Annotated in this window: 25 protein-coding genes; 13 read left to right on the top strand and 12 right to left on the bottom strand. The window is 58.5% G+C overall.

The genetic code is table 11. From position 1 onward, the window contains the following. The first annotated feature begins 10 nt into the window (after positions 1-10). Positions 11-2,797 (top strand): DNA gyrase subunit A, encoded by a 2,787-nt coding sequence (gene gyrA / locus FHT85_RS23240; RefSeq protein ID WP_112412133.1) that lies wholly within the window; start codon positions 11-13, stop codon positions 2,795-2,797. A gap of 147 nt (positions 2,798-2,944) precedes the next feature. On the opposite strand, the gene FHT85_RS23235 is transcribed toward gyrA, so the two are convergent. The 4 genes from FHT85_RS23235 to FHT85_RS23225 form a co-directional block, all read right to left on the bottom strand. Further along, positions 2,945-3,835, bottom strand: a complete 891-nt coding sequence (locus FHT85_RS23235) for an NAD-dependent epimerase/dehydratase family protein (RefSeq protein ID WP_112412156.1) — start codon at positions 3,833-3,835, stop codon at positions 2,945-2,947. 212 nt (positions 3,836-4,047) lie between these two features. Beyond that, positions 4,048-4,182 (bottom strand): hypothetical protein, encoded by a 135-nt coding sequence (locus FHT85_RS30865; protein WP_257713997.1) that lies wholly within the window; start codon positions 4,180-4,182, stop codon positions 4,048-4,050. A gap of 39 nt (positions 4,183-4,221) precedes the next feature. Continuing rightward, positions 4,222-4,380 (bottom strand): hypothetical protein, encoded by a 159-nt coding sequence (locus FHT85_RS23230; protein WP_015339886.1) that lies wholly within the window; start codon positions 4,378-4,380, stop codon positions 4,222-4,224. A 91-nt stretch (positions 4,381-4,471) separates the two neighbouring features. Further along, positions 4,472-4,696, bottom strand: coding sequence for a hypothetical protein (locus FHT85_RS23225; RefSeq protein WP_246780070.1), 225 nt, complete (start codon positions 4,694-4,696; stop codon positions 4,472-4,474). A gap of 202 nt (positions 4,697-4,898) precedes the next feature. On the opposite strand from FHT85_RS23225, the gene coaD reads away from it, so the two are divergent. The 7 genes from coaD to FHT85_RS23190 all read left to right on the top strand — a co-directional run bounded on the left by coaD (position 4,899) and on the right by FHT85_RS23190 (position 10,672). Beyond that, positions 4,899-5,411, top strand: coding sequence for a pantetheine-phosphate adenylyltransferase (coaD, locus tag FHT85_RS23220; RefSeq protein WP_015339888.1), 513 nt, complete (start codon positions 4,899-4,901; stop codon positions 5,409-5,411). Positions 5,412-5,440: 29 nt separating this feature from the next. Beyond that, positions 5,441-6,013 carry a peptidylprolyl isomerase gene (locus FHT85_RS23215; protein WP_015339889.1) on the top strand — a complete coding sequence of 191 codons (573 nt, stop codon included), beginning with the start codon at positions 5,441-5,443 and terminating at the stop codon, positions 6,011-6,013. Positions 6,014-6,047: 34 nt separating this feature from the next. Continuing rightward, positions 6,048-6,548 (top strand): peptidylprolyl isomerase, encoded by a 501-nt coding sequence (locus tag FHT85_RS23210; protein WP_015339890.1) that lies wholly within the window; start codon positions 6,048-6,050, stop codon positions 6,546-6,548. Positions 6,549-6,636: 88 nt separating this feature from the next. Continuing rightward, a complete protein-coding gene (gene queA, locus FHT85_RS23205; RefSeq protein ID WP_112400630.1) occupies positions 6,637-7,722 on the top strand; it encodes a tRNA preQ1(34) S-adenosylmethionine ribosyltransferase-isomerase QueA in 1,086 nt (361 codons plus the stop codon). A 6-nt stretch (positions 7,723-7,728) separates the two neighbouring features. Further along, on the top strand, positions 7,729-8,859 hold the full coding sequence (gene tgt / locus FHT85_RS23200) for a tRNA guanosine(34) transglycosylase Tgt (RefSeq protein WP_112412134.1): 1,131 nt from the start codon (positions 7,729-7,731) through the stop codon (positions 8,857-8,859). A 243-nt stretch (positions 8,860-9,102) separates the two neighbouring features. Further along, positions 9,103-9,528 (top strand): VOC family protein, encoded by a 426-nt coding sequence (locus FHT85_RS23195; RefSeq protein ID WP_112412135.1) that lies wholly within the window; start codon positions 9,103-9,105, stop codon positions 9,526-9,528. A gap of 253 nt (positions 9,529-9,781) precedes the next feature. Next, positions 9,782-10,672, top strand: coding sequence for a cell wall hydrolase (locus tag FHT85_RS23190; protein ID WP_112412136.1), 891 nt, complete (start codon positions 9,782-9,784; stop codon positions 10,670-10,672). Positions 10,673-10,852: 180 nt separating this feature from the next. Here the strand turns inward: FHT85_RS23190 and FHT85_RS23185 are convergent, their stop codons facing one another. Genes FHT85_RS23185 through FHT85_RS23175 form a run of 3 tightly spaced genes read right to left on the bottom strand, consistent with a single transcriptional unit; the run spans position 10,853 to position 13,122 of the window. Further along, the gene (locus tag FHT85_RS23185; RefSeq protein ID WP_112412137.1) at positions 10,853-11,275 is read right to left on the bottom strand and encodes a DUF4864 domain-containing protein; all 423 of its coding nucleotides are present in this window, start codon (positions 11,273-11,275) and stop codon (positions 10,853-10,855) included. 57 nt (positions 11,276-11,332) lie between these two features. Beyond that, the gene (gene fabF, locus FHT85_RS23180; RefSeq protein ID WP_112338392.1) at positions 11,333-12,598 is read right to left on the bottom strand and encodes a beta-ketoacyl-ACP synthase II; all 1,266 of its coding nucleotides are present in this window, start codon (positions 12,596-12,598) and stop codon (positions 11,333-11,335) included. 17 nt (positions 12,599-12,615) lie between these two features. Beyond that, positions 12,616-13,122 (bottom strand): winged helix-turn-helix transcriptional regulator, encoded by a 507-nt coding sequence (locus FHT85_RS23175; RefSeq protein ID WP_112412138.1) that lies wholly within the window; start codon positions 13,120-13,122, stop codon positions 12,616-12,618. A 188-nt stretch (positions 13,123-13,310) separates the two neighbouring features. On the opposite strand from FHT85_RS23175, the gene FHT85_RS23170 reads away from it, so the two are divergent. Continuing rightward, complete coding sequence (locus tag FHT85_RS23170; RefSeq protein ID WP_112412139.1) at positions 13,311-13,802, top strand: GNAT family N-acetyltransferase; 492 nt, start codon at positions 13,311-13,313, stop codon at positions 13,800-13,802. A 20-nt stretch (positions 13,803-13,822) separates the two neighbouring features. Here FHT85_RS23170 and FHT85_RS23165 read toward each other — a convergent pair whose 3' ends face one another. From FHT85_RS23165 to FHT85_RS23155, 3 genes are read right to left on the bottom strand one after another with little or no spacing between them, the layout of a single operon-like run. After that, positions 13,823-14,413, bottom strand: a complete 591-nt coding sequence (locus FHT85_RS23165; protein WP_112412140.1) for an NADPH-dependent FMN reductase — start codon at positions 14,411-14,413, stop codon at positions 13,823-13,825. A 38-nt stretch (positions 14,414-14,451) separates the two neighbouring features. Next, on the bottom strand, positions 14,452-16,353 hold the full coding sequence (locus tag FHT85_RS23160) for an ABC transporter ATP-binding protein (RefSeq protein WP_112412141.1): 1,902 nt from the start codon (positions 16,351-16,353) through the stop codon (positions 14,452-14,454). A 2-nt stretch (positions 16,354-16,355) separates the two neighbouring features. Continuing rightward, on the bottom strand, positions 16,356-18,245 hold the full coding sequence (locus FHT85_RS23155) for an ABC transporter ATP-binding protein (protein ID WP_112412142.1): 1,890 nt from the start codon (positions 18,243-18,245) through the stop codon (positions 16,356-16,358). A 227-nt stretch (positions 18,246-18,472) separates the two neighbouring features. On the opposite strand from FHT85_RS23155, the gene FHT85_RS23150 reads away from it, so the two are divergent. Continuing rightward, positions 18,473-19,129 (top strand): dihydrofolate reductase family protein, encoded by a 657-nt coding sequence (locus FHT85_RS23150; RefSeq protein WP_112412143.1) that lies wholly within the window; start codon positions 18,473-18,475, stop codon positions 19,127-19,129. A 57-nt stretch (positions 19,130-19,186) separates the two neighbouring features. Here the strand turns inward: FHT85_RS23150 and FHT85_RS23145 are convergent, their stop codons facing one another. Continuing rightward, complete coding sequence (locus FHT85_RS23145; protein WP_112412144.1) at positions 19,187-20,113, bottom strand: LysR family transcriptional regulator; 927 nt, start codon at positions 20,111-20,113, stop codon at positions 19,187-19,189. A 55-nt stretch (positions 20,114-20,168) separates the two neighbouring features. On the opposite strand from FHT85_RS23145, the gene FHT85_RS23140 reads away from it, so the two are divergent. Continuing rightward, on the top strand, positions 20,169-20,396 hold the full coding sequence (locus tag FHT85_RS23140; RefSeq protein ID WP_246780069.1) for a DUF1127 domain-containing protein: 228 nt from the start codon (positions 20,169-20,171) through the stop codon (positions 20,394-20,396). A 15-nt stretch (positions 20,397-20,411) separates the two neighbouring features. Here the strand turns inward: FHT85_RS23140 and FHT85_RS23135 are convergent, their stop codons facing one another. Beyond that, positions 20,412-20,642: a hypothetical protein gene (locus FHT85_RS23135; RefSeq protein ID WP_112338400.1), complete on the bottom strand. Its 231-nt coding sequence runs from the start codon at positions 20,640-20,642 to the stop codon at positions 20,412-20,414. Positions 20,643-20,665: 23 nt separating this feature from the next. Here FHT85_RS23135 and FHT85_RS23130 point away from each other — a divergent pair, with 23 nt between their 5' ends. Both FHT85_RS23130 and FHT85_RS23125 read left to right on the top strand, forming a co-directional pair. Beyond that, positions 20,666-21,520 carry a D-alanyl-D-alanine carboxypeptidase family protein gene (locus tag FHT85_RS23130; protein ID WP_112338401.1) on the top strand — a complete coding sequence of 285 codons (855 nt, stop codon included), beginning with the start codon at positions 20,666-20,668 and terminating at the stop codon, positions 21,518-21,520. A gap of 400 nt (positions 21,521-21,920) precedes the next feature. After that, on the top strand, positions 21,921-22,664 hold the full coding sequence (locus FHT85_RS23125) for a class I SAM-dependent methyltransferase (RefSeq protein WP_112338402.1): 744 nt from the start codon (positions 21,921-21,923) through the stop codon (positions 22,662-22,664). The last annotated feature ends 208 nt before the right edge of the window (positions 22,665-22,872 follow it).

Below are 22,872 nucleotides of genomic sequence, written 5' to 3'. Positions count from 1 at the left end.
GTGATCTGTTTTGACTGAGCAAACACCACCCGGCGGCGGGAAGCTCCCGCCAGGCATCGAGCCGATTTCCATCATCGAGGAAATGCAGCGGTCGTATCTCGATTACGCCATGAGCGTGATCGTCAGCCGTGCGCTTCCCGACGTTCGCGATGGTTTGAAGCCCGTTCATCGGCGCATACTCTACGCGGCGCATCAGAGCGGCTATCACTGGAACCGTAAATATGTGAAGTCGGCCCGTCCCGTCGCCGACGTCATGGGTAGCTATCACCCGCATGGCGACGCCTCGATCTATGACGCCTTGGTCCGCATGGCGCAGGATTGGTCGATGCGCGTGCCGCTCATCGACGGGCAGGGCAATTTCGGCTCGATCGACGGCGATCCGCCGGCGGCGATGCGCTACACGGAATCCCGCCTGACAAAGGTCGCCCACGAGCTTCTCGAGGATATCGACAAGGAAACGGTCGATTTCCAGGAAAACTATGACGCGACGACGGAAGAACCAAAGGTTCTGCCGGCACGCTTCCCGAACCTGCTGGTCAACGGCTCGGGCGGCATCGCGGTCGGCATGGCGACGAACATTCCGCCGCACAATCTCTCCGAAGTCATCAACGGCTGTATCGCGCTGATCGACAATCCGGCGATCGAGCTGCCTGAGATGATGGAGATCATCCCCGGTCCGGATTTCCCGACCGGCGCGAAAATTCTCGGCCGCGCCGGCATCCGCTCCGCCTATGAGACGGGGCGCGGCTCCGTTGTTATGCGCGGTGTCGCGACCATCGAGCCGATGCGTGGCGATCGCGAGCAGATCATCATCACCGAGGTTCCCTATCAGGTGAACAAGGCGTCGATGATCGAAAAGATGGCCGAACTCGTGCGCGAGAAGCGCATCGAGGGCATCTCGGACCTTCGTGACGAATCCGACCGCCAGGGCTATCGGGTCGTCGTCGAGCTGAAGCGCGATGCCAATGCCGATGTCATCCTGAACCAGCTTTATCGCTATACGCCGCTGCAGACCTCCTTCGGCTGCAACATGGTGGCGCTGAACGGCGGCAAACCCGAGCTGATGAATCTGATGGACATGCTGCGCGCTTTCGTGGCGTTCCGCGAGGAGGTCATCAGCCGCCGCACCAAATATCTGCTGCGCAAGGCGCGCGATCGCGCTCACGTCTTGGTCGGTTTGGCAATTGCCGTCGCCAATATCGATGAAGTTATCCGCGTCATTCGCCAGGCGCCGGATCCGCAATCGGCCCGCGAAGAGCTGATGACGCGCCGCTGGAATGCGTCAGACGTCGAATCTCTTATCCGGCTAATTGACGATCCACGCCATCGCATCAACGAAGACGGAACCTATAATCTCTCGGAGGAGCAGGCTCGCGCCATCCTCGAACTGCGTCTGGCACGTCTAACCGCTCTCGGCCGTGACGAAATCGATGAAGAACTCAATCAGATCGGCGCTGAGATCAAGGACTATCTTGATATTCTCTCGTCGCGTGCCCGCATCCAAACCATTGTAAAAGATGAGCTTGCTGCCGTTCGCGACGAATTTGGGACGCCGCGCCGCACCGAGATCGTTGATGGCGGTCTTGAGATGGACGACGAGGATCTGATCGCCCGCGAGGACATGGTCGTCACCGTTTCTCATCTCGGCTACATCAAGCGCGTGCCGCTGACCACCTATCGTGCGCAGCGCCGCGGCGGCAAGGGCCGCTCCGGAATGACCACTCGTGACGAAGATTTCGTTACCCGGCTATTCGTTCTCAATACGCATACGCCAGTCCTGTTCTTCTCGTCTCGCGGTATCGTCTACAAGGAAAAGGTCTGGCGTCTGCCGATCGGCACGCCGACATCGCGCGGCAAGGCGCTGATCAACATGCTGCCGCTGGAGCCCGGCGAACGCATCACCACGATCATGCCGTTGCCGGAAGACGAGAGCACCTGGGACAATCTCGACGTGATGTTCACGACGACGCGCGGAACCGTGCGCCGCAACAAGCTGTCGGATTTCGTTCAGGTGAACCGCAACGGCAAGATCGCCATGAAGCTCGAGGAGGAGGGTGACGAAATCCTCTCCGTCGAGACCTGCACCGAACATGACGACGTGCTGATGACGACGGCGCTCGGCCAGTGCATCCGCTTCTCCGTATCGGATGTGCGTGTCTTTGCCGGCCGCAATTCGATCGGCGTTCGCGGTATCACGCTTGCACCAGGCGATCGCATCATTTCGATGACGATCGTCCGGCATGTGGATGCCGAGCCGTGGGAGCGCGCAGCCTATCTCAAGCGCTCCGTCAGCGAGCGCCGCTCCGCGACGGGTGACGACGAGGAGATTGCACTGGTCGGCGAAGAAGTCACCGAAGAGGGACAGCTCGGCGACGAGCGCTATGAAGAACTCAAGGCGCTCGAGCAGTTCATCCTGACGGTTTCGGAAAAGGGCTTCGGCAAGCGGTCGTCTTCTTACGATTTCCGCATCTCCGGTCGCGGCGGCAAGGGTATCCGCGCCACCGACACGTCGAAGACGGGCGAGATCGGCGAGCTTGTTGCCGCCTTCCCGGTCGAAGATGGCGATCAGATCATGCTCGTCTCGGATGGCGGTCAGCTGATCCGTGTGCCAGTCGGCGGCATCCGCGTCGCCAGCCGCGCCACCAAGGGCGTCACCATCTTCTCTACCGCAAAGGACGAGAAAGTCGTATCCGTCGAGCGTATCAGCGAGCCGGAAGGCGACGAGGATGATGTTTCGGCAGCCGAGGACGATGCTGTTGCCGGTGATGCCGGCAGCGAGGGGGGCAGCGAAGAATAGTCTTCGCTGTGCCCGCTTGGAGAGCAGTGGGGCCGGGCTGGCCCATCTGGACGCTGAAGGTTTTCGATCGCGTGAGCTTGGCAACAGGCTCACGCGATTGTCATTTGGAGCAGAGCGCATAGGATCTGGCGGCCGATTCCTAACTCTTTATTCCGGGCGTTCGTTATTTTGCGAAAAGGGCGGCAGAACCTCCAAGCTTTCCCGTTCCAGCTGCGCAAAAACCTCGTCATAGCCAAAACGGAAATGCCAGCCGAGAACCGTGCCCGCAGATTTGGATGCATAAATGCGATCGATTCTGTCCGGCAGCGACCAGTTGCGCTGTGCAAATTTCGCGGCAAGGCCTGGCGCGCGCAGCTGGATGACGGAGGCGGCATCGGCCGCGAGCGCTTCGCAGTCTTCCGGTTTGAATAACGTGCCGGCGGAAACGATATGTCGTTGAAAATCTTTGCCGCCGTTCGTCAGCGCCGCGACATGGGCATCCGCAACATCGCGGATATCGACGCCGCGATGCAGGCGATGAACAGCCATCACATTGGCTGCTTCTGGAAAACTTCGAGACATGCGTAAAACGCGGACCTGCAAATCCGGGCCAGTCATGCCTTTAAGGGTCTGCTCGGCTTCCAGTTTCGTGCGGTGATAGATGCTTTTCGGTTGCGGTGCGGTGTCTTCATCGACCCATGTGCAATGACCGGGAACGACCGCCCGACCATAAAGTGCGGTCGTACTGGTAAACACCAGTCGTCTCACGCCGGCAGTCAGCGCCGCTTCCGCCAGCCGTCGTGTCCCGTCCACATTGATGCGGCGAAATTCATCCTCGGAAACCGCGCCGACATGAGGCGCGTGCAGGGCCGCGCAATGGATGACTGCATCCGCACCCGTCAACGCCTGGCGTAGCAACGCCGCATCGGTAAAATCTCCGAGTAGATGCGTCGTCAAAAACGGCGAACGATCGATGCCTATCACCCTATGGCTTGGCGCCAACGCATTAAAGATCGCCCGGCCAAGTCGCCCGGAGCTGCCTGTCAGGACAATGCGCATCTTGATCCCTCGATGAACCGTGATCACCATAGCATGATTGAAGCAGCCGGCGCGCTTCCTCTTCCAAAATCATGCTTTGGCGTCTCGGCAGCAGGGCCTAAGGGAAGCGCCGGGACCACAAGGGCAATAAAAAACCGGACGCTGGCGGGGAAAGCGTCCGGTTCAGGGTTCATCCGAGCATGTGGCGGGGAGAGATGCTCGGTACGTGGAGATCAGAGCGTCTTGTGACGCTTATGCAGCCTCTTGCTCTCTTCGCTTTCGCGATGAAGCGCCGAAATGGTGGATGCGACTGACACGACAAACATGATGCTGATGAAAAGCGTAAGCAGCGTCAAAATTGTGAACATGATCGCTCCCTCCTTTGGTGGGACTAGCGTTCAGATCCCTTAGTACTGGCTCGAGGCAACGAACGGACGAGCCGAAGCAAAGGGACCGTAGATCTTCGACTGGTCGGGTTTCTGATCGTAAAGCGCAACGGTTGCTGCAAGCATTCCCGAAATCATGGCCATCCAAACAACGTTAATAAGGGTGATCTTGTCGGGCATACTCTTCTTCCTTCTTGCCGCAATGTGCAATCTGAGTTTCGGACTGTTAACGCGGCGTTTTCCAAATGGTTCCGCCGATATTGAGAGCTATCTAGCAATGCGTGCCTGAAGCGACCTTGAATGCCTTGTTCATCTGGCGTTCAGATTCGCGATGCGTCTTGCGCATGGCAGTGGCGATTTCTTGGGCAAAATTGATATCTTTGCCGTTTTCCGAGGCGGAATCCCATTCGATCTCATAATGGTCGGAGAAAAGATGAACGAGGTATTCGACGAAAAATGAACCGATGATGGCGCCTGCGGTGATGAAGACGAGCATGGCATGATGTCCCTGAAACCGAGATCGGCGAGCCGCTGAACCAGGCCCGTTTCGATGTTGATGCCAGTAAAGCATTGTCGAGCTGAAACAGGCTTGAACGCCGTGTTCATCTGCAGTTCAGAGGCTGCCGCCGGGTTGCAAATCACTTGCGATACGGCCTCATCCATGACAAAAGGCGTCGAAACAACGAGCCGGCTTGATAATGACGACAGCCTTCTATCCAGGGTCCTTCGACCCGATGACCAACGGACATTTGGATGTCCTCGTGCAGGCGTTGAATGTCGCCGCCAAGGTGATCGTCGCGATCGGCATTCATCCGGGCAAGAAGCCGCTTTTCTCTTTCGAGGAGCGGGCGGAGTTGATCCGCAGATCGCTCGGTGAGGCTCTGCCGCAGAAGGCGGGCGATATTTCCGTCGTCGCTTTCGACAATCTGGTCGTCGATGCCGCCCGTGCCCACGGCGCGACCTTGCTTGTACGCGGCCTGCGCGATGGCACCGATCTTGACTATGAAATGCAGATGGCCGGCATGAACAGGCAGATGGCGCCGGATATTCAGACGCTGTTTTTGCCCGCCGGCACGGCCTCGCGGCCTATAACCGCCACATTGGTGCGGCAGATCGCATCCATGGGCGGCGATGTCAGCGCCTTCGTGCCGTCGGCGGTTCTGGAAGCGCTGAACGGCAAACTCAAAAATAAGGCCAGCGGCAACAGCTGAGCCGAAATCCAATCCCGAACGGAGCATCCATGAAACTCTTTCATATTGCATTGGCAGGATTCCTGAGCCTTGCCGCCTTCGCAGGCAGTGCGTTCTCGGCCGCAGCCGCAGATCTTTTGACCATCCAGCTCAAGGACGGCCCGGTGGTTATCCAGCTGATGCCGGAAGTTGCTCCGAAGCACGTCGCCCAGATCGAAGCGCTGGCGAAGAAGGGCGCTTACGACAACGTCGTGTTCCATCGCGTCATCGATGGCTTCATGGCTCAGACGGGCGACGTTCAGTATGGTAACGCCTCTAAGGGTTTTGATCCGAACAAGGCCGGCACCGGCGGTTCCGATCTGCCGAACCTTCCGGCCGAATTCTCCAAGGTTCCGTTCACGCGCGGCGTTGTCGGTATGGCGCGCGCCCAGGACCCGAATTCCGCCAACTCGCAGTTCTTCATCATGTTCGCCGACGGCGCTTTCCTGAACGGCCAGTACACGGTCGTCGGCAAGGTCATCTCGGGCATGGAGCTCGTCGACAAGATCAAGCGTGGCGAAGGCCAGAACGGCGAAGTGAGCAACCCTGACAAGATGGTCAAGGTCACCGTCACCAAGAAATAATTCCTAAGCAAACAGAGAGAACAAGGAAACGAACATGGCTGAGATCAAGGATCCAGAAAACACCCTCATCCTGGAAACCACCAAGGGCCAGGTTGTCATTCAGCTTCTGCCGCAGGTCGCTCCGGAACATGTTGCCCGCATTAAGGAGCTTGCCCGTGAAAAGGCTTATGACAACGTTGTTTTCCATCGCGTCATCGACGGATTCATGGCTCAGACCGGTGATGTCGAGCATGGCAAGGTTGGCGGCAACACCGCTCGCGCAGGCACCGGCGGCTCGTCCAAGCCTGACCTGAAGGCTGAATTCTCCGCAACTCCCCACGTTCGCGGCACGTGCTCGATGGCTCGTTCGCAGAACCCGAATTCGGCCAACTCGCAGTTCTTCATCTGCTTCACCGATGCACCTTGGCTCAACAAGCAGTACTCGGTTTGGGGTCAGGTCATCTCCGGCATGGAGTTCGTTGACCAGATCAAGCGCGGCGAGCCGGTGAAGGATCCGGATTCGATCGTATCCGCGCGGGTTGCCGCCGACGTCTGATCGTGATTATTCCTGAAACCCGCCTCTTGCGCCTTTGGCGTGAGGGGCGGGTTTCGCTTTGCCTGGATGAACTGCCTGGACCAATTGAATGCGTGTTGACCTTTTCGATTTCGACCTGCCGGAGGAGCGTATCGCGCTCAGGCCTGCCGAGCCGCGCGACAGCGCGCGTCTGCTTGTTGTCGATCCGAACAATGGCTCGCATGCGCTGAGCGACTATCAGATACGGGATCTGCCATCCTTCCTGCGCCCAGGCGACGCGGTGGTCTTCAACGATACCAAGGTTATCCCGGCGCAGCTGGAAGGCATTCGTCACCGCGAAGGCGCGCCCGGCCAGCAGGTGTCTGCTACCCTCCATATGCGCGCCGCACCCGACCGCTGGAAGGCCTTTGCCAAGCCCGGCAAGCGTATCAAGATCGGCGATCGCATCCAGTTCGGTCACGGCGAAAATGTCTGCGCGCTCGGTTCGCTCGACGCCACTGTCGAGGAAAAGGGCGAGGGCGGCGAGATTACCCTGCGGTTCGATCTGTCCGGTCCGGCTCTCGACGAGGCGATTGCCAGCGTTGGGCATATTCCACTGCCACCTTACATCGCGGCGAAGCGCCCCGAAGACGAGCGCGATCGCGCCGACTATCAGACGATCTATGCGCGTGAAGAGGGCGCGGTCGCAGCGCCCACCGCCGGCCTGCACTTCACGCCGTCGCTCTTTGCCGCGCTCGATGCCATGGGCGTCGAGCGGCATTTCGTGACGCTGCATGTCGGCGCCGGCACCTTCCTGCCGGTCAAGGCCGACGATACCGACGACCACAAGATGCATTTCGAGATCGGCTATGTCGATGCCGCCACCGCCGAGAAGCTCAACGCCGTCAAGGCGAGGGGTGGGCGCATCGTCTGCGTCGGCACCACGTCGCTGCGACTGATCGAAAGCGCCGCCGCTAACGACGGCACAATCCAGCCCTGGCAAGGCGCTACCGGCATCTTCATCACGCCCGGCTACCGCTTCAAGGCCGTTGACATGCTGATGACCAATTTCCACTTGCCGCGCTCGACCCTATTCATGCTCGTATCGGCCTTTGCCGGCCTCGATACGATGCGCGCGGCCTATACCCATGCTATCGAGACGGGCTATCGCTTCTATTCCTATGGCGATGGCAGCCTGCTCCACCGGAAAGACTAGGACGAAATGAGCGAGAGCTTTCAGTTTCAATTGAAGAAGACCGATGGTGGCGCCCGCCTCGGGGAAGTTTCCATGCCGCGCGGCACGATCCGCACGCCGGCCTTCATGCCTGTCGGTACCGTCGGCACAGTCAAGGCGATGTATCTCGATCAGGTACGCGAAACAGGCGCCGATATCATTCTCGGTAATACCTATCACCTGATGTTGCGCCCGACAGCCGAGCGCGTCGCCCGCCTTGGCGGCCTGCACCAGCTGATCCGCTGGCCGCACCCGATCCTCACCGATTCAGGCGGCTTTCAGGTGATGTCGCTGTCCGGTCTGCGTAAACTCGATGAGCAGGGCGTCACCTTCAAATCGCATGTCGACGGCAGCTTGCATCACATGTCACCGGAGCGATCGATCGAGATCCAGGGATTGCTCGGCTCCGATATCCAGATGCAGCTCGACGAATGCGTCGCCCTGCCGGCAACGCCAAAGGAAATCGAGCGCGCCATGGAAATGTCGCTGCGGTGGGCGGAGCGCTGCAAGGTTGCCTTCGGCAAACAGCCCGGCAAGGCGATGTTCGGCATCGTCCAGGGTGGCGACGTGCCGGAGCTGCGCGTCCGCTCCGCACAGGCGCTGAGCGGTATGGACCTGAAGGGCTATGCGGTCGGCGGCCTTGCCGTCGGCGAGCCACAGGAAGTCATGCTGCGCATGCTCGAGATCACGCTTCCGGAGCTGCCGACGGAGAAGCCGCGCTATCTGATGGGCGTCGGCACGCCCGACGACATCCTGAAATCCGTCGCCCGCGGCATCGACATGTTCGATTGCGTGATGCCGACCCGCTCGGGTCGTCATGGATTGGCCTTCACGCGCCGCGGCAAGGTGAATATCCGCAATGCCCGCCACGCCGAAGACATGCGTCCGCTAGACGAGCAGTCCAATTGCCCGGCCTCGCGGGATTATTCCCGCGCCTATCTGCACCATCTCGTCCGCGCCAACGAAGCGCTCGGCGGTATGCTGCTCTCCTGGCACAATCTCGCCTACTATCAGGAACTGATGCAGGGCATTCGCCAGGCGATCGCCGAAGGCCGCTTTGCCGATTTCATGGCCGAGACGCAGGAAAATTGGGCGAGGGGTGATCTCGAGCCCGTTTGATTCAATGACGACGAGGATGCGCCACGCGATCTTGCTCCAGTGGCGGTTTCGCGCTAACAGAAGCGTGTCGAAAAAGGCAGGGTTGGTTTCGGTAGGCCCAACCCCTTCCAATCTGGAAGCACTGCTCCTAGCCGTTAGTTATGAGAGCCCGCGACGCGGAACTTGACCATTGTGGTCGAGTGTCTCGCGTTGGCGTGCCGTTTCGACCGACATGTCTCCGCGGGAAAGCCTTTTGGAGCTGTCATGAGACTGAACCACCTGGATTTGCACGTTCCCGATGTCGCCGCGACCCGGGATTTTTTTGTTTCCGTTTTCGGTCTGACGGAGGTGGAAACGCGGGGCGCAAATGGCCTTGCCATCCTTCGCGACGATGCCGGACTTGAACTTGTCATCAGCCGGCCTGTCGCGAAATTCGGTGGCGCCGATGGCGTCTCCGTCGGTCGCAATACCTATCACATCGGCTTCATGCAGCCCTCCCGCGAGGCGGTTGATCTGTTGTTCGAGCGGGTGAAATCGAGCGGCTGTGAAGTTTCGAAACCACCTTCGATCATACGCGGCAATTGGTCGTTCTATTGTTTCGCGCCGGGGCGAATCCTCGTCGAAGTCGGCTGGCGCATGGACCTTGCTCTGTTGGTAAATCATTTATTATCGATTGATTGCTATCCTTAACAAACATCATTCTGAGCCGGCTGGAACGGGCTTGCCTTGGGCAATTTCCGTTCCCGGCCGTGTTTCAAAATGAGCTCGGCGACAATAAACCATTGGGAAAAATAGCGAATCGGAATAAACGGTCCATCCGCCTTTGAAAAACGTCATTGGCAGATTTGATTGCGTGGCCGCTTGGAATTTTGAAAAAATCCGGCTAAAACGCATTCTCTTAATCGATAAGGGCTGTACTACCGAAAATAGGAGGCACTTGCCGTTGAGGGCGCAACGCAAATTCGGGGCATGTCTTTCGGGACTATTGGTTGTCGGTTTGGCCGCTACGAGCTGCACGACGACGCAGAAGACAACCCCCACCCCCAGCAATACCACCAAGCCCATTCGTGGCGCTAAAGTAACATACAATTACACGACGAAGGACAAAGACTGTCTCGAACGGGCAATGTACTTCGAATCAGAGCGTTCCGACCCGAGCGGTTACATGGCTGTCGGTACGGTCGTAATGAACCGGCTGACCTCCGGTGCTTATCCGCCTACGATATGCGGCGTCGTTGCCCAGGAAAAGCAGTTCGCTCCAGGCGTGATGACCAGGGAAGTCAAGGACCAGGCAAAGCCCGATCTTGAAGTCGCTGCCTCGAAGATCCTGCGCGGCGAACGGCATCCCCAGGTGAAGGACGCGATGTTCTTTCATACCGAAGGCCTGAGATTCCCATACGATAATATGCACTACGTCGCTTATGCTGGCGGCAACGCGTTCTATGAGAAGCGTGGTCGCGATGGCGAATTGCAGACGCCTGCGCCGCTTCCGGCCTATGAGGTTGCGATGAATTACGTGCCCGCGCAGGGCGCGCCGCAATCTCCGTTTGTCCTGCCGGAAACGCAGCCTGCGTCCATGACGTCTGCCGTAGCGGCCTTCACGCCGGTCTCGAATCCGACGGTGACCATGCCGCAGAGTGCCGTCGTCATCCCGACTGCGGTTCCGATCCCGACGCCCGCACCTACGGACATGGCAATTTCAGGACCGCTCTCGAGCGGCGAGACCACATACACGAATACGCCTATGCCGGCTTCGACAGTTGTGATTCCGCAGCCGCGGCCGGAATTCGAAGGCAACACGCCCGCAGGAAACTCGCTTAGAGTTCGCGGTTAATAAGATCAGGCCCATGCTTTATGACAGCGCGCCTCTTGTTTAGAGGTGCGCTGTTTGCATTTTGTGGCCAGCGATGCCTTAGAGCAGTTCCAGCAAAAGTGCGAAGCGGTTTTGCGTCCGGAACTGCGTAAAAACAAAAAGATAGAGCGTTTTCGCGATTCGAATAAAAGCGGAAATGCTCTAAATGCCCTCACTTGCCGTTTTGGCAAGAATCTGCACGCCGTTGATCTTATAACTGCCGTCCGGCTGACGAGTTATCTGGTAGATCGCCGTCCAGTCCTTGTCATCAGTGCCTGTGATCAACACCTCCTGATAGACGACTGCGCCATTGTCGATCGCGCGGCTTTTGCCGAAGGCATAGTTGCCGGGATGATAGACCGGCAGGTAGTTCTTCCTCACCATGGCGAAGAAGCTGTCCTTGTCGGGAAAGAGCGCCTTGATGCCAGGTGCGGCGAAGGAATAGGCCGTTGCTGCATCATCGTGCAGAAAAGCTCCGATCTGCTGCTCAATAAGGCTCTGTGCCGTTTGCACCGGATCTTCCGCGTAAGCGACCGGTGCAAAGGCAACGCAGAAGAGAAAAACGGCGAAAGAAAAAGCGCGCATGTCCGTCCCCAGCCATATGGAGAAAGCTTAGCGCGCTTTGATCGCAAGCAGAAGCGATTACTGCCAGCGGCGGAAGAGGGCGCTGGCGTTGACGCCGCCGAAACCGAAACCATTGGAGATTGCGTAGTCCATGGCCATCGGTCGCGCCGTGCCGCCGACAATGTCGATGCCCTCGGCCGCGGGATCCGGATCCTGCAGATTGCGCGTCGGCGGCGCGATCTGGTCCCGCAGCGCCATGATGGTGAAGATCGCTTCCATGCCGCCGGCCGCGCCCAGAAGGTGGCCAGTCGCCGCCTTCGTGCCACTGACGGCAATCGCACCCTCGCGGCCGAAGACGGTCTTAATTGCTTCCATCTCGCCGCGGTCACCGACTTGGGTCGATGTCGCGTGCGCATTCAGGTGTTTGACCTCGGCAGGCGAAATCCGTGCTTGGGCGAGGGCAGCGAGCATAGCCCGGCGTGCGCCATCGCCGTCTTCCGGCCCTGCCGTCATGTGATAGGCATCGGCGGCGGTGCCATAGCCGACAAGCTCGGCAAGCGGCGTGGCACCACGCGCAAGGGCATGCTCCAACGTCTCGATGACAAGCATTCCCGCGCCTTCACCCATGACGAAGCCGTCACGGCCACTGTCGAAGGGACGGGAGGCTTCCTCAGGGCGATTGCTGAAGCCTGTTGAAAGCGCACGCGCCGCAGCAAAGCCGCCAAGGCTGACCTTGTCGATGCAGGCTTCCGCTCCGCCGCAGATGGCAACATCGGCCTCTCCGGAGCGGATCAGCCGCGCCGCGTCGCCGATTGCCTGCACGCTGGCTGCACAGGCGGTGACCGGCGCACCGAGCGGCCCCTTGAAACCATAGCGGATACTCACCTGGCCGGCGGCAAGATTGACGAGGAAGGAGGGGATCGTGAAGGGTGACAAACGCCGCACGCCCTTCGTTTCGGCTGTGCGCACAGCATCGGCGATGGCGGGAAAGCCACCGACGCCCGATGCAATGATCGTGGCCGTCCGCTCCAGAGCGCCGACGTCAGTCGGTTGCCAGCCTGACTGGAGGATCGCTTCCTCGGCGGCAGCCATGGCGAAGAGGATGAAGCGATCCATCTTCTTCTGGTCTTTGACGGGCACATAGCGATCGGCATCGAAGCCAGCCTCGGGATCTTCGGCGCTATCGGGAACGACGCCGCCGATCTTCGCCCCGAGATCGCCCACCATCTCCTCGGGCAACAGCCTCAGGCCTGAGCGCCCCTCGACAAGCCTCTTCCAGCTTGCATTGACACCTACGCCAAGGGGCGAAACCAGCCCCATGCCGGTGACGACGATACGATCCATCTTTTGCTCCTATTATCTCAGGCGTCGAAGCCCAGAAACCATGCTTTCATCTGGGCAATGCGTTCGTGAACCGCGTCGTCGGCGGCCGGTCCCGGCACGAGGATCGTGTCTTCGGGCTGAAAGGCGCGGCCGGTGACGCGGTCGATGAGAAGCGGGTCGCGATCTTCACCGGTGTTAGCGTCGGCTAGCCGCACGGCGACTTCTTCGGCAGGCAAGTGCCGATTGCCCCAAGTGAAGAGCGCCATCAGCACAGGGAAGAAATCTCGGCCCTTGTTAGTCAAGACATATTCGTAGCGTGGCGGCCGCTCTTGATAGAGTTGTCGCTCAAACAGGCCTTCATCGGTCAGATGCTTGAGCCGGCGCGTCAGAATATTGGGTGCAATTCCAAGGCTTTTCTGGAATTCATCAAACCGCCTCAACCCCTGAAGCGCATCGCGCAGGATCAAGATACTCCACCAGTCGCCGACACTTTCGAGCGCACGGGCGGCTGGGCATTTGAAACTGCTGAAGCTCGTTCTCTGCATGTGGAGGCAGATAGCACAAGTAGCTATCATGATGCAAGTTACTAAACTGGCGCAGCATTTATGGGAATTTGCATCAGGGTATCAGCAATAAAATGGAGCGAACCGGAATCCGCTTGCCATAATTTCAATCCAGATGTTCAGCTTCTTATAGGATTGATATTGAGAGAGAATCCCACTGGCGTAGCGATATGATAACAACCCCATATTTCATCACGGAGCGGTTACACCTACGCCAAATTCTTACTTCCGACGTCTCGTTCATCGGAGAGTTGATCAGCCATGACGAGGTGCGGCGCTTTCTCGGCGGTCCTGTTCCGACTGTTCAGCGCGAAGCGGCGATATCTGATTATCTCTCGTTCGCCGAGGGAAAGTTGGTTTGGCTGGTGGAAACCAGGGAAGTGCGACATCCTCTTGGCTTGATTAGCATTTCACGCCACACAGACGGCGAGGATTATGAACTATCTTATCAGCTTCATCCTGATGCGTGGGGCTTCGGTTATGCAACCGAAGCAGCAATGTGTGTCATCGAATTTGCTCTGAATGATCTGCAGCTCAAGCGGCTGATAGCGGAAACCCAGTCTGCCAACACTGCGTCCCGCCGTCTGCTCGAAAGGCTAGGAATGAAGGAGCTACGACGATTGCAGCGGTTTGGAGCCGAACAAGTCATCTATACGAGATAATTGTTCATCGCAAAGAGGTTTCAATAGGGAGGTGCCTTGCGGGCACGCTGCTGTTTTGCTGCCTCGGTCCACCAGGCGAGGTCCTCGGCAAAACGGGGAAATGCTTTCGCAAGGGCATCGCCTCCGTTCCCGGTAGGTTTGCCGTCAGCGTCCAACGCGGCCGAGATATTGGCGACTGCGAGGGTGCTTGAGATGACGACCATTCCCATCTCGGAAAGGGTGCCATGCCAGGAGACCGCCGCGTGGGCGCCGGAAAGGCGGCCGCCAGAATAGCTGGCAATCGCCGCCGGTCGCCAAAACCACTCCTCAAGGTAATGGTCGGTCAGGTTTTTCAGGCCGGGTTGCATGCCCCAATTATATTCGCCCGTGACGAAGACGAAGGCATCGGCAGCCAGAATTTTCTCGGCAAGCTGCTCCATGGCCGAAGGAGCGGAGCCTTTGGGATATTCCTTATACATTCGGTCCAGCATCGGCAGGCCAACTGCCTTGGCGTCGATGAGCTCCACATCGTTTCCGCGCTGACGCAGGCTGGTTACGAGATAATTCGCGAGACGGATGCCGAGGCGATCCGAGCGGTAGGAACCGTAGAGAACCAGAATACTGTCGGTCATTGTTGATTATGCCCCCAACAGTTTTGTGTGACCTTACTCTAGGTCTGCGACTCCGCAGGCACTGAAGCAGACGCCTCCTCCTCCGGAATATCGTCGAAGGACGCATAATTGAGGTTATAGAGCTTCGAGTAAAGCTTGCCGTTTGCCATCAGCTGATTGTGGTTGCCGCTTTCAAGCAGTTGACCGTTTTGCAGCACGATGATGCGGTCGGCTTCGCGGATGGTGGCCAGACGATGGGCGATGACGAGACCGGTGCGGCCTTCGAGCAGCTTCACCAACGCCTTCTGAATCAGCATTTCGGTGTAGCTGTCGATATTCGCCGTCGCTTCGTCGAGCACGAGGATCTTGGCATCGGCCACGAGAGCGCGGGCGAAGCTGACGAGCTGGCGCTGGCCGAGCGAAAGACCGCCGCCGCGCTCGCCGAGAACGGAATCGTAGCCATCCGGAAGGCGCATGATGAACTCATGCGCGCCGACGGCCTTGGCGGCTTCTATGACTTCCTCGCGCGTCGCCTCCGTCTTGTTGTAGCGGATATTCTCCAGCACCGTGCCAGTGAAGAGGAACGGCTCCTGCAGCACCATGGCGATCTGGCGGCCGAGCGAATCTTGGGTGAGGGAGCGTACGTCGTGACCGCCGACCAGTACCTGGCCCTGCTGCACATCATAGAAGCGATGGATAAGCGCCATCGAACTGGATTTGCCCGAGCCCGTCGGCCCAATCAGCGCCACCGTTTCTCCTGGATTGACCCTGAAGCTGACATTCTTCAGCACAGGGTGCTTCGGATCATAGCCGAAGATCACATCGCGAAATTCCACCGAGCCGTCCATGTCGGCCGAGAGCTCGATCGCATCGGGCGCATCCTTGATGTCGATCGGAACATCAAGCACCTCGGTCAACCGCTGGCCGGAGGCCATGGCGCGCTGCATCACCGAATATTGCATGGTGAGCGAGCGGATCGGATCGAAGAAGCGCTGGATGTAGAACAGGAAGGCGACCATGATGCCGACATCGAGCCTGTGGTTCAGCACCATCGAGCCGCCGACAATGATAACGATCGCCATAGCCATGCCGGTCAGCGTATCGACGATCGGCACCATGATCTGCGCATAGCGTGCCGCCGTCAGATGCGACTGAAGATTCGTATGTGCCTTGTCATCAAAAAGAGCGAAATTGACGGATTGCCGATGCATGCCCTGGACAGCGCGTACGCCATGGATGGCCTCCGCCAGCGCCCCATTGGTGACGGAGTTGGTCTCATGCGCGTTCATGAAGGCGACACGCGCTTTCGGCAGCCAGAACAGCCGCACGATGAAGAGGATCGGCATGACGGATAGCGTCAGCAGGCCGAGCCGGAAATCGAGCGACAGCATGACGATGACGATGCCGAAAAGCAGGGCTATATCGCCGACGGAAAGCACTGAAGTTTCAAGGAATTCCTGCATCGAGTTCACGTCGCCCTGCAGGCGCGACATCAAACGTCCGACTTCCGTCTTGTCCATGAAGGACAGAGAGACGCGCTGCAGATGCGCGAACATCGCCCGGCGGATGTCGAACAACACTTCTTCGGCGACTTGGCCGACAAAGGTTTCTTGCACGTAGCTCGCGCCGTAGTTGACGAGAATGGCCGCAGAAAAAATCGCCAGGGACAGCCAAAGCGCGGAGTAATCGATGGCACCGGGTGCCATCGCCTTGTCGATCGCATGCCGGATCACGAGCGGGATGACGATCTGCGATCCCGTGAAAAGCAGAACGGCGACGACCGAAATATAGACCTGCCGGCGGTAGGGGCTGACGAAGGCCCAGATGCGGCGGATGATCTTGCTGTCGAAGACCTTGCCAAAGATCTCTTCTTCGACACGGTGCGAGCCGACAACTGCGCGGGGAGGGCGGCGACCGTCGTCGCGCACATCGTTGCGCTCGGTTTCGGTGATGTCCGACATTGTCATACCTCCCTCTTTGCTCTTTCGAGCACGTCGCCCGACGTCCTGACGACATCGTCCTCCGGGCGAACCTGGAGATCGTAAAGCGCCTTGTAACGGCCAGCGGCGGCCAAAAGCTGCTCATGCGTGCCGCGCTCGACGATCTCGCCATCCTCGATGAAGAGGATCTGGTCGGCATGCATCAGCGAGCTCAGTCGATGGGCGACGATCAGGGTCACGCGGTCGCGGGCAAAACGCTTCATGGCGCTGCGGATGCGCTGCTCCGTCGCGGCGTCGATCGCGGCGGTGGAATCGTCGAAGACCATGACGGCGGGCTTCAGCATCAATGTGCGAGCGATCGTCAGACGCTGGCGCTGACCACCGGAAAGAGATACGCCGCGCTCGCCGACGACCGTGGTGTAGCCGGCGGGCAGGCCGAGAATATAATTATGCAACTGCGCCGACTCTGCGGCGCGCTCGATGCGGGTTTCCTTTGCCCAAGGATCGCCATAGGCGATGTTGTTCTCGATGCTTGTGGTGAACAGGAAGGAATCCTGCTGCACGACGGCAACGTTCTGTCGCAGCGATTGCAGTGTCGCCTTGCGGATATCCTGACCGTCAAGAGTGATCCCTCCGGCCGTGACATCGTAGAAGCGTGGAATGAGATGCGCGATGGTGGACTTGCCGCTACCGGGCGGGCCGACAATGCCGATCGTTTCACCGCGTCTTGCCTCGAAACAGATATTCTTCAACACTGGGCGCTCTTCAGCGCCTAGATAGCTGAAGTCCACATTCTCGAACCGCAGCGTGCCGTCGGTCACGACGAGCGGCTTGGCGTCCGGCGCATCCTTGATGGGGATATCGAGATCGAGCAGCGCAAACAGGCGCGAACCACAGGTCGATGCGCGGGCGAAGGCATTCACCATCAGGCCAAGCTGGCGCACCGGCATCTGCAAGATGGTCATGAAGGTCAGGAACGAGGCCAGCGTGCCGACGCTGATCTCGCCATTGATGACCTTGAGACCACCCAGCCAAAGCACTAGCCCCATAGACGCGAAAAAGGAGAAGTTCATGGCGCTGGTGTTAACCACGCGGATGCCGACGCGCTTGTGCGCCAGCGAAAGCGCATTGTGGGAGGCACGATCGAACTTCAGGATTTCATGCGCCTGAGCGGCAAAGGCCCGGACGACACGGATGCCGCCGAGATTTTCCTCCATGACGCGCGTCAGCACCGAGAGCCGTTCCTGTAGCTCCAGCCATGTCGAACGCAGCCGCAGCTGTGTGACGGAGGAGCGCCAAGCGACGAAGGGCACGAAACTCAAGGCCAGGAGGCCAAGTGCCACATCCGTCGTAAGCAGCATATAGGCGCCGACACCGATCAGCATGGTGAGCAGCACCATGCGCACCAGCGCGGTGGAGAAATACATGCGCACGCCTTCGAGATCGAGCAGGCCGACGGTGATAAGATCACCGGAATGGACCTTATCGTGGAAGCTGAAGGAGAGCTGCTGGATCTTCTCGTAGCAGGCAAGCCGGAGCTCATAGCCCATATGGTGACCGACCGATTCGCTGTAATAATTCTGCACCATCGTGAACAGGCCGCGCAGAACGCTGACGACGAGCAGCAGCAAAGCGGTCGTCATCAAAGCATTTTCGGCGATCTGGCCAGCGGTACCGCCAGCGACCGCTGTCTGTGTCTGATCGACCGCGCGACCGAGCAGGCGCGGGATCGTCAGCTGCAACGTTGCAGCTACGAATGTTGCCACTATGGCGAAGCTCGTCTGCCATGGGTGGCGCAGCGTCATATGGGTGATCCGGACGATCGTCGACAGGCCTTGGCCCCACCCGACCGCATTGATATGCGCACGCGAGGCCAATGGCTTCGCGGCGCTTCTTGATGAATCGCTGCTCACGCTTTTATCCAGGCATAATTGAACGAGGCGGGCCCGCTGACGGGTTCGTATCTCAAGGAAAGTATTGATAGGATGAATTTTGCCGATTCCATGGCGACGTTCAAGAGTCAATCGGTCACAAGTGCCACGCGAACGTTAGATTGCGTGTTCAAAAAATTGCCGATGAGATGTCGGGATGGAGTTTGATGAGGCGTCCTTGGGGCACCATGCCAGAAAAGGAGAGCATCATGCGCAAGATTATCGCAGCGACATTCATCAGCCTCGACGGCGTCATGCAGGCGCCCGGTGGTCCGGACGAGGATCCGACCGGCGGCTTCAAGTATGGCGGTTGGGTCTTCCCGCACTCTGACGAAGAAACCGGCAAGACGCTCTTCGAACTGTTCGAAAAGCCGTTCGATCTACTGCTCGGCCGCAAGACATATGACATTTTCGCAGCCTATTGGCCCTATATCGACAACGACAATCCGATTGCCAATAAATTCAACAGCGTCAGCAAATATGTCGCGACGCGCGGCGACGCCGAATTGAAATGGAACAGGAGCCGATCGCTCGGCAAGGATGTCGTTGCTGCAATCAAGGAACTGAAGGCGGGTGAGGGGCCGGATCTGCTGATCCAGGGCAGTGGCGATTTCATTCAGACCCTCCTCCGCCACGGGCTGATCGACGAATACCATCTGGTGATCTTTCCGCTGGTGCTGGGCGGCGGCAAGAAGCTGTTTGCCGGCGGGGCAGTGCCTTGCGCAATGAAGCTGCTGCGCAGCAAGATCTCTCCGACCGGCGTCATCTTCGCGACCTACGAACCCGATGGGCCGGTGAAGACGGGCTCCTTCGTTGGTCAGAATCCCTCTGAAGAGGAGATGGAGCGCCGCAGGCGGCTCGAATAGGCAGCCAAAGGCTGGCGGCGGGACACCGTCTAGATGTCCCGCCAAGGCTTACATCGCCTATTCCGATGTTTGAAAATCACGCAGCGCTTTCATGACTTCGCGAAGGCCTCTTGTGAGATGCTTGTCCCGGCGCAACACCATGCCGAGTTGCCGAACGAGCCTCGGCTTGAGTGGCGAGGTAACCAGCTGGCCCGACCTATCCCGTCTCAGAGCCATGTCGGGAAGGATGGACCATCCGAGGCCGGCGGCGACCAGTTCCTTGATGGCTTCGACACTGCCGAACTCCATGGCCGGCTCGGGGTGAACCCCGCCGGCCTCGAACCATCCATTCGTGGCGCGACGCGTGTTGCCGCCTTCGTAAAGCAGCATCGTCTTGGTTTTCATGAATTCTACATCTGGCCCGCCCTCCGGCATCGCGCTTCCCTTGGGTGCCACGGCCAAAAGCTCGTCTTCATGGAATGGCTCGACTTCCAGCGAACGGCCAGAGGCGGGCAGGGCAACGACCGCGAGGTCCAGCGCATTGGCTTCGAGATCACGCAGGATCTCCTCGATATTGCCGACACGGACGATGATCTCGAGATCGGGCATGCGCTTCTTTGCCATGGCGATGGCGCGCGGCAGCAGATGAATCGAAGCGGTGCCGCCGCTGCCGATCCGCACGCGTCCGACCGATCCCTCCCGAAAAGGCGTCATCGATTCCTCTGCGATCGAGCAGGCTTCGATGATGCGGCGGGCATGCGCAAGCAAATCAAGCCCGGCCGGCGAGGGCTGCGCCCGCCTGCCGACGCGCTCGATCAGCTTTACGCCGAGATGCTGTTCCAGCAGTTTCACCTGCAGGCTGACAGCCGGTTGTGTGAGCCCGACCTTGTCGGCAGCGGCTGTAAAGCTTCCGAGATCGACAACACTGACAAAGGCGGCTAGCTGATCCAGGTTGAGCAAAAAGAATTCCTTATGATTTGTATAAATATCATAAGCTTCATTCATTGTCAGCGCCAGTGCATCCTAAGCTCATGTTCAAATGAGCCTGAGGAGCAGGAAAATGACGACCGATATCAACAGACCGATGCAAGCAGCGGCCGCCGTTGCAGGTAGAGGTCGGCGAAAGCGAGAATTGTGGCGAAAAGCGCTGGAGAGATTCCTGACCTATCTTGAAAAGCGCGAGACGAGATGGAACCTGCGCGAGCTGACCGATGACCAGCTTCGAGACATTGGCATGACGCGCACCGAGGCCAGGACCGAAGTCAATAAGTCATGGTTCTGGGGATAGGGCGCTTGAAGGCGTTCAAACCATCGGCGCGCGGGTTGGAATAGCGGTATTTTGCAGCGATTGCTGGCGGAAAGCGGTTGAAAGCTTGGCATTTGGGCGAGGGCGGGCAAAATGGTCTGGGGAGTATTTTCCGATCGTCCTTTTTTCATCCCATTGTTCTTTTTTCCGCCACAGATTTGCCCGATCCATTCCGCTCGAAAGCAGGCAGCCGGTTTCCTCGGTGATCTGCTGTTTCGCCTGGAACATCAAAGTAAGAGACCGCAAAATCCATGCTCAAGACAAAATCCCTGCTCCTCGCCGCGGCGATTTCGACCCTATCGCTTCTCGGCGCAGCTTCGGCAGCGGAGGCCGGGCAGGCGAGTTATCTCGTGGATGCGCATAGCGGTCAGGTGCTGGAAGCATCGAACGAGAACGAGCTGAATTATCCGGCCTCGCTCACCAAGATGATGACGCTTTATCTCGCCTTCGAAGCGCTGCATGACGGTCGCCTGAAATGGGATCAGAAGCTGAACATGTCGGAGAATGCCGAGAGCAAGGAGCCCTTCAAATTCGCGATCGGTGCAGGCCGCAAGGTCACGACGCGCGAGGCTGTCGAAGGCATCGTCGTCCTGTCGGCCAATGATGCGGCTGTCGCGATTGCCGAGCAGCTTGGTGGCTCGGAGGAGAGCTTCGGCAAGATCATGACCGCGAAGGCGCACCAGCTTGGTATGAGCAAGACCGTCTTCAAGAATCCGTCAGGTTTGCCGGATCCGGAACAGGTCACGACCGCACACGATATGGCAACGCTGGGCGTTGCGCTCATGCGCGACTTTCCGGAAGAGTTCAAACTTTTCTCGCTGCGCGGCATGAAGTTCCGCGGCATGAAGCTGCGGGGCCACAACAATCTGATGTATCGTTACGCAGGCGCCGATGGCATCAAGACCGGCTATACCGATGCCTCCGGCTACAATCTCGTGACGTCAGCCTCGAAAAACGGCCGCCGCGTCGTCGGCGTCGTGATGGGGGAGAAGACGGCGCAAATTCGCGACGACAAGATGGCGAACCTTCTGGACACCTATCTCGCCCCCGTGGCATCAACGACCACGGTATCGACCGGCGCTCCCAAGCAAAGCTGGGCGAACTGACTTCTGCTTGATTTCAGCGTCCGGCCGACCATTGATCTTTGGGCGGCTGACGAGGGGGGGCTCCGTTTCCGAAGCCGCTCCGTGGAGAAGCTGACCTGCCACCTTCACGCAAGGCTTTTTCATGGTTGATCAGTGAGAGGGCTCTCTCATGATGAATAGTCGAACAGTGATTGCCGAACTGGCGGACTGCCCTATGTCTACTGTTGCTCGTTCGCTGCGCTTGCCGTGATTTGGTAGGAATCAGCGCCGAACTGCGAATTCGCGTAGGCGGAGATATCTGGTTTCAGTTTGTATTCTCCGAAATGAAGGATCCATCATTGGCCGCGACCGGTCTGATGCTCCTGTAAAATCTCGCAAAGCAAATATTTCAACGCATTAGGGTCAAGTTGGGAGGACCGGAATGACGTATGATGATGCACGTTTGACGCGTGAGCGCGACTTTCACAATGAACGCTTCGGTGCGGTGGAGGAGCGCAAGGAGGATTCGTTTTATTTCGCCGTCAGAGCCGCCGTGGACACCTATTGGCGGCTGGTGAGGGCGGCTTGTCCCGAAAGGGATGTGCTCGAATACGGATGCTCGAACGGCATGAGCAGTATTGGTCTTGCGCACTCCGCCGAGCGGATCACCGGTATCGACATTTCTGATGTCGCTATTCAGCAGGCCAAGAATTCGGCGGCTCTCCTCGGAATCGACAACGTGACGTTTCAGGTCGATAATGCCGAGGATATGAGCCTGCCGTCAGCGGGTTTTGACGTCGTCTTCGGCAGCGGCATCCTGCACCATCTGGTTCTGGAGAAATCGCTTAGCGAGATCCGGCGTGTGCTCAGACCCGGTGGCAAGGCTTTCTTCTTCGAACCACTCGGCCACAACCCCGTGATCAATCTCTATCGCAATCGGACGCCGGAGGCCCGAACGGTCGATGAGCATCCGCTCTTGAAATCCGACTTCGAGATCGTGCGCAAATATTTCTCGAAGTGTGATCTGGAGTTTTTCGGGCTCGCTGCGCTTGCTTCCATTCCGTTTCGCAGGAGCCCGCTCGGCGCCGCGGTCCGGGGTACAGGCGAACAGATCGACAATCTGCTGCTCAAAATCCCTGCCGTCAGATGGCAGGCCTGGATCGTTGTCATGACACTGGAGGCATGAGGGGCAGGCATGTTCAATCGCGCAAAAGAGCAGGCCATCCGGTGCTCAAGAAACCATGGCTGATGCTGTGTGTCTGTCGCACTTGAAAAAAGAATGTACCCGGCTACAACTAATGTCACAGCTATTTAGAGATGAGACAAAGTAATCAATTTAGAAACGCGACATAATAATATCTGTTATTACTTCATTTGCAAGATTCTATAGATAT

The organism is Rhizobium sp. BK312 (genome assembly GCF_014193605.1).
Taxonomy (GTDB): Bacteria; Pseudomonadota; Alphaproteobacteria; order Rhizobiales; family Rhizobiaceae; genus Rhizobium.
Note: the sequence above shows the minus strand (reverse complement) of the source record. Positions and strands in the feature narration are given on the sequence as shown.

Bases quoted from the DNA above. Each gene is read 5' to 3' on its own strand.
- FHT85_RS23235 (WP_112412156.1), bottom strand. From the start codon at position 3,835: ATGCGCATTGTCCTGACAGGCAGCTCCGGGCGACTTGGCCGGGCGATC.
- FHT85_RS30865 (WP_257713997.1), bottom strand. From the start codon at position 4,182: ATGTTCACAATTTTGACGCTGCTTACGCTTTTCATCAGCATCATGTTT.
- FHT85_RS23230 (WP_015339886.1), bottom strand. From the start codon at position 4,380: ATGCCCGACAAGATCACCCTTATTAACGTTGTTTGGATGGCCATGATT.
- FHT85_RS23225 (WP_246780070.1), bottom strand. From the start codon at position 4,696: ATGCTCGTCTTCATCACCGCAGGCGCCATCATCGGTTCATTTTTCGTC.
- coaD (WP_015339888.1), top strand. From the start codon at position 4,899: ATGACGACAGCCTTCTATCCAGGGTCCTTCGACCCGATGACCAACGGA.
- FHT85_RS23215 (WP_015339889.1), top strand. From the start codon at position 5,441: ATGAAACTCTTTCATATTGCATTGGCAGGATTCCTGAGCCTTGCCGCC.
- FHT85_RS23210 (WP_015339890.1), top strand. From the start codon at position 6,048: ATGGCTGAGATCAAGGATCCAGAAAACACCCTCATCCTGGAAACCACC.
- queA (WP_112400630.1), top strand. From the start codon at position 6,637: ATGCGTGTTGACCTTTTCGATTTCGACCTGCCGGAGGAGCGTATCGCG.
- tgt (WP_112412134.1), top strand. From the start codon at position 7,729: ATGAGCGAGAGCTTTCAGTTTCAATTGAAGAAGACCGATGGTGGCGCC.
- FHT85_RS23195 (WP_112412135.1), top strand. From the start codon at position 9,103: ATGAGACTGAACCACCTGGATTTGCACGTTCCCGATGTCGCCGCGACC.
- FHT85_RS23185 (WP_112412137.1), bottom strand. From the start codon at position 11,275: ATGCGCGCTTTTTCTTTCGCCGTTTTTCTCTTCTGCGTTGCCTTTGCA.
- fabF (WP_112338392.1), bottom strand. From the start codon at position 12,598: ATGGATCGTATCGTCGTCACCGGCATGGGGCTGGTTTCGCCCCTTGGC.
- FHT85_RS23175 (WP_112412138.1), bottom strand. From the start codon at position 13,122: ATGCAGAGAACGAGCTTCAGCAGTTTCAAATGCCCAGCCGCCCGTGCG.
- FHT85_RS23170 (WP_112412139.1), top strand. From the start codon at position 13,311: ATGATAACAACCCCATATTTCATCACGGAGCGGTTACACCTACGCCAA.
- FHT85_RS23165 (WP_112412140.1), bottom strand. From the start codon at position 14,413: ATGACCGACAGTATTCTGGTTCTCTACGGTTCCTACCGCTCGGATCGC.
- FHT85_RS23160 (WP_112412141.1), bottom strand. From the start codon at position 16,353: ATGTCGGACATCACCGAAACCGAGCGCAACGATGTGCGCGACGACGGT.
- FHT85_RS23150 (WP_112412143.1), top strand. From the start codon at position 18,473: ATGCGCAAGATTATCGCAGCGACATTCATCAGCCTCGACGGCGTCATG.
- FHT85_RS23145 (WP_112412144.1), bottom strand. From the start codon at position 20,113: ATGAATGAAGCTTATGATATTTATACAAATCATAAGGAATTCTTTTTG.
- FHT85_RS23140 (WP_246780069.1), top strand. From the start codon at position 20,169: ATGACGACCGATATCAACAGACCGATGCAAGCAGCGGCCGCCGTTGCA.
- FHT85_RS23135 (WP_112338400.1), bottom strand. From the start codon at position 20,642: ATGTTCCAGGCGAAACAGCAGATCACCGAGGAAACCGGCTGCCTGCTT.
- FHT85_RS23130 (WP_112338401.1), top strand. From the start codon at position 20,666: ATGCTCAAGACAAAATCCCTGCTCCTCGCCGCGGCGATTTCGACCCTA.
- FHT85_RS23125 (WP_112338402.1), top strand. From the start codon at position 21,921: ATGACGTATGATGATGCACGTTTGACGCGTGAGCGCGACTTTCACAAT.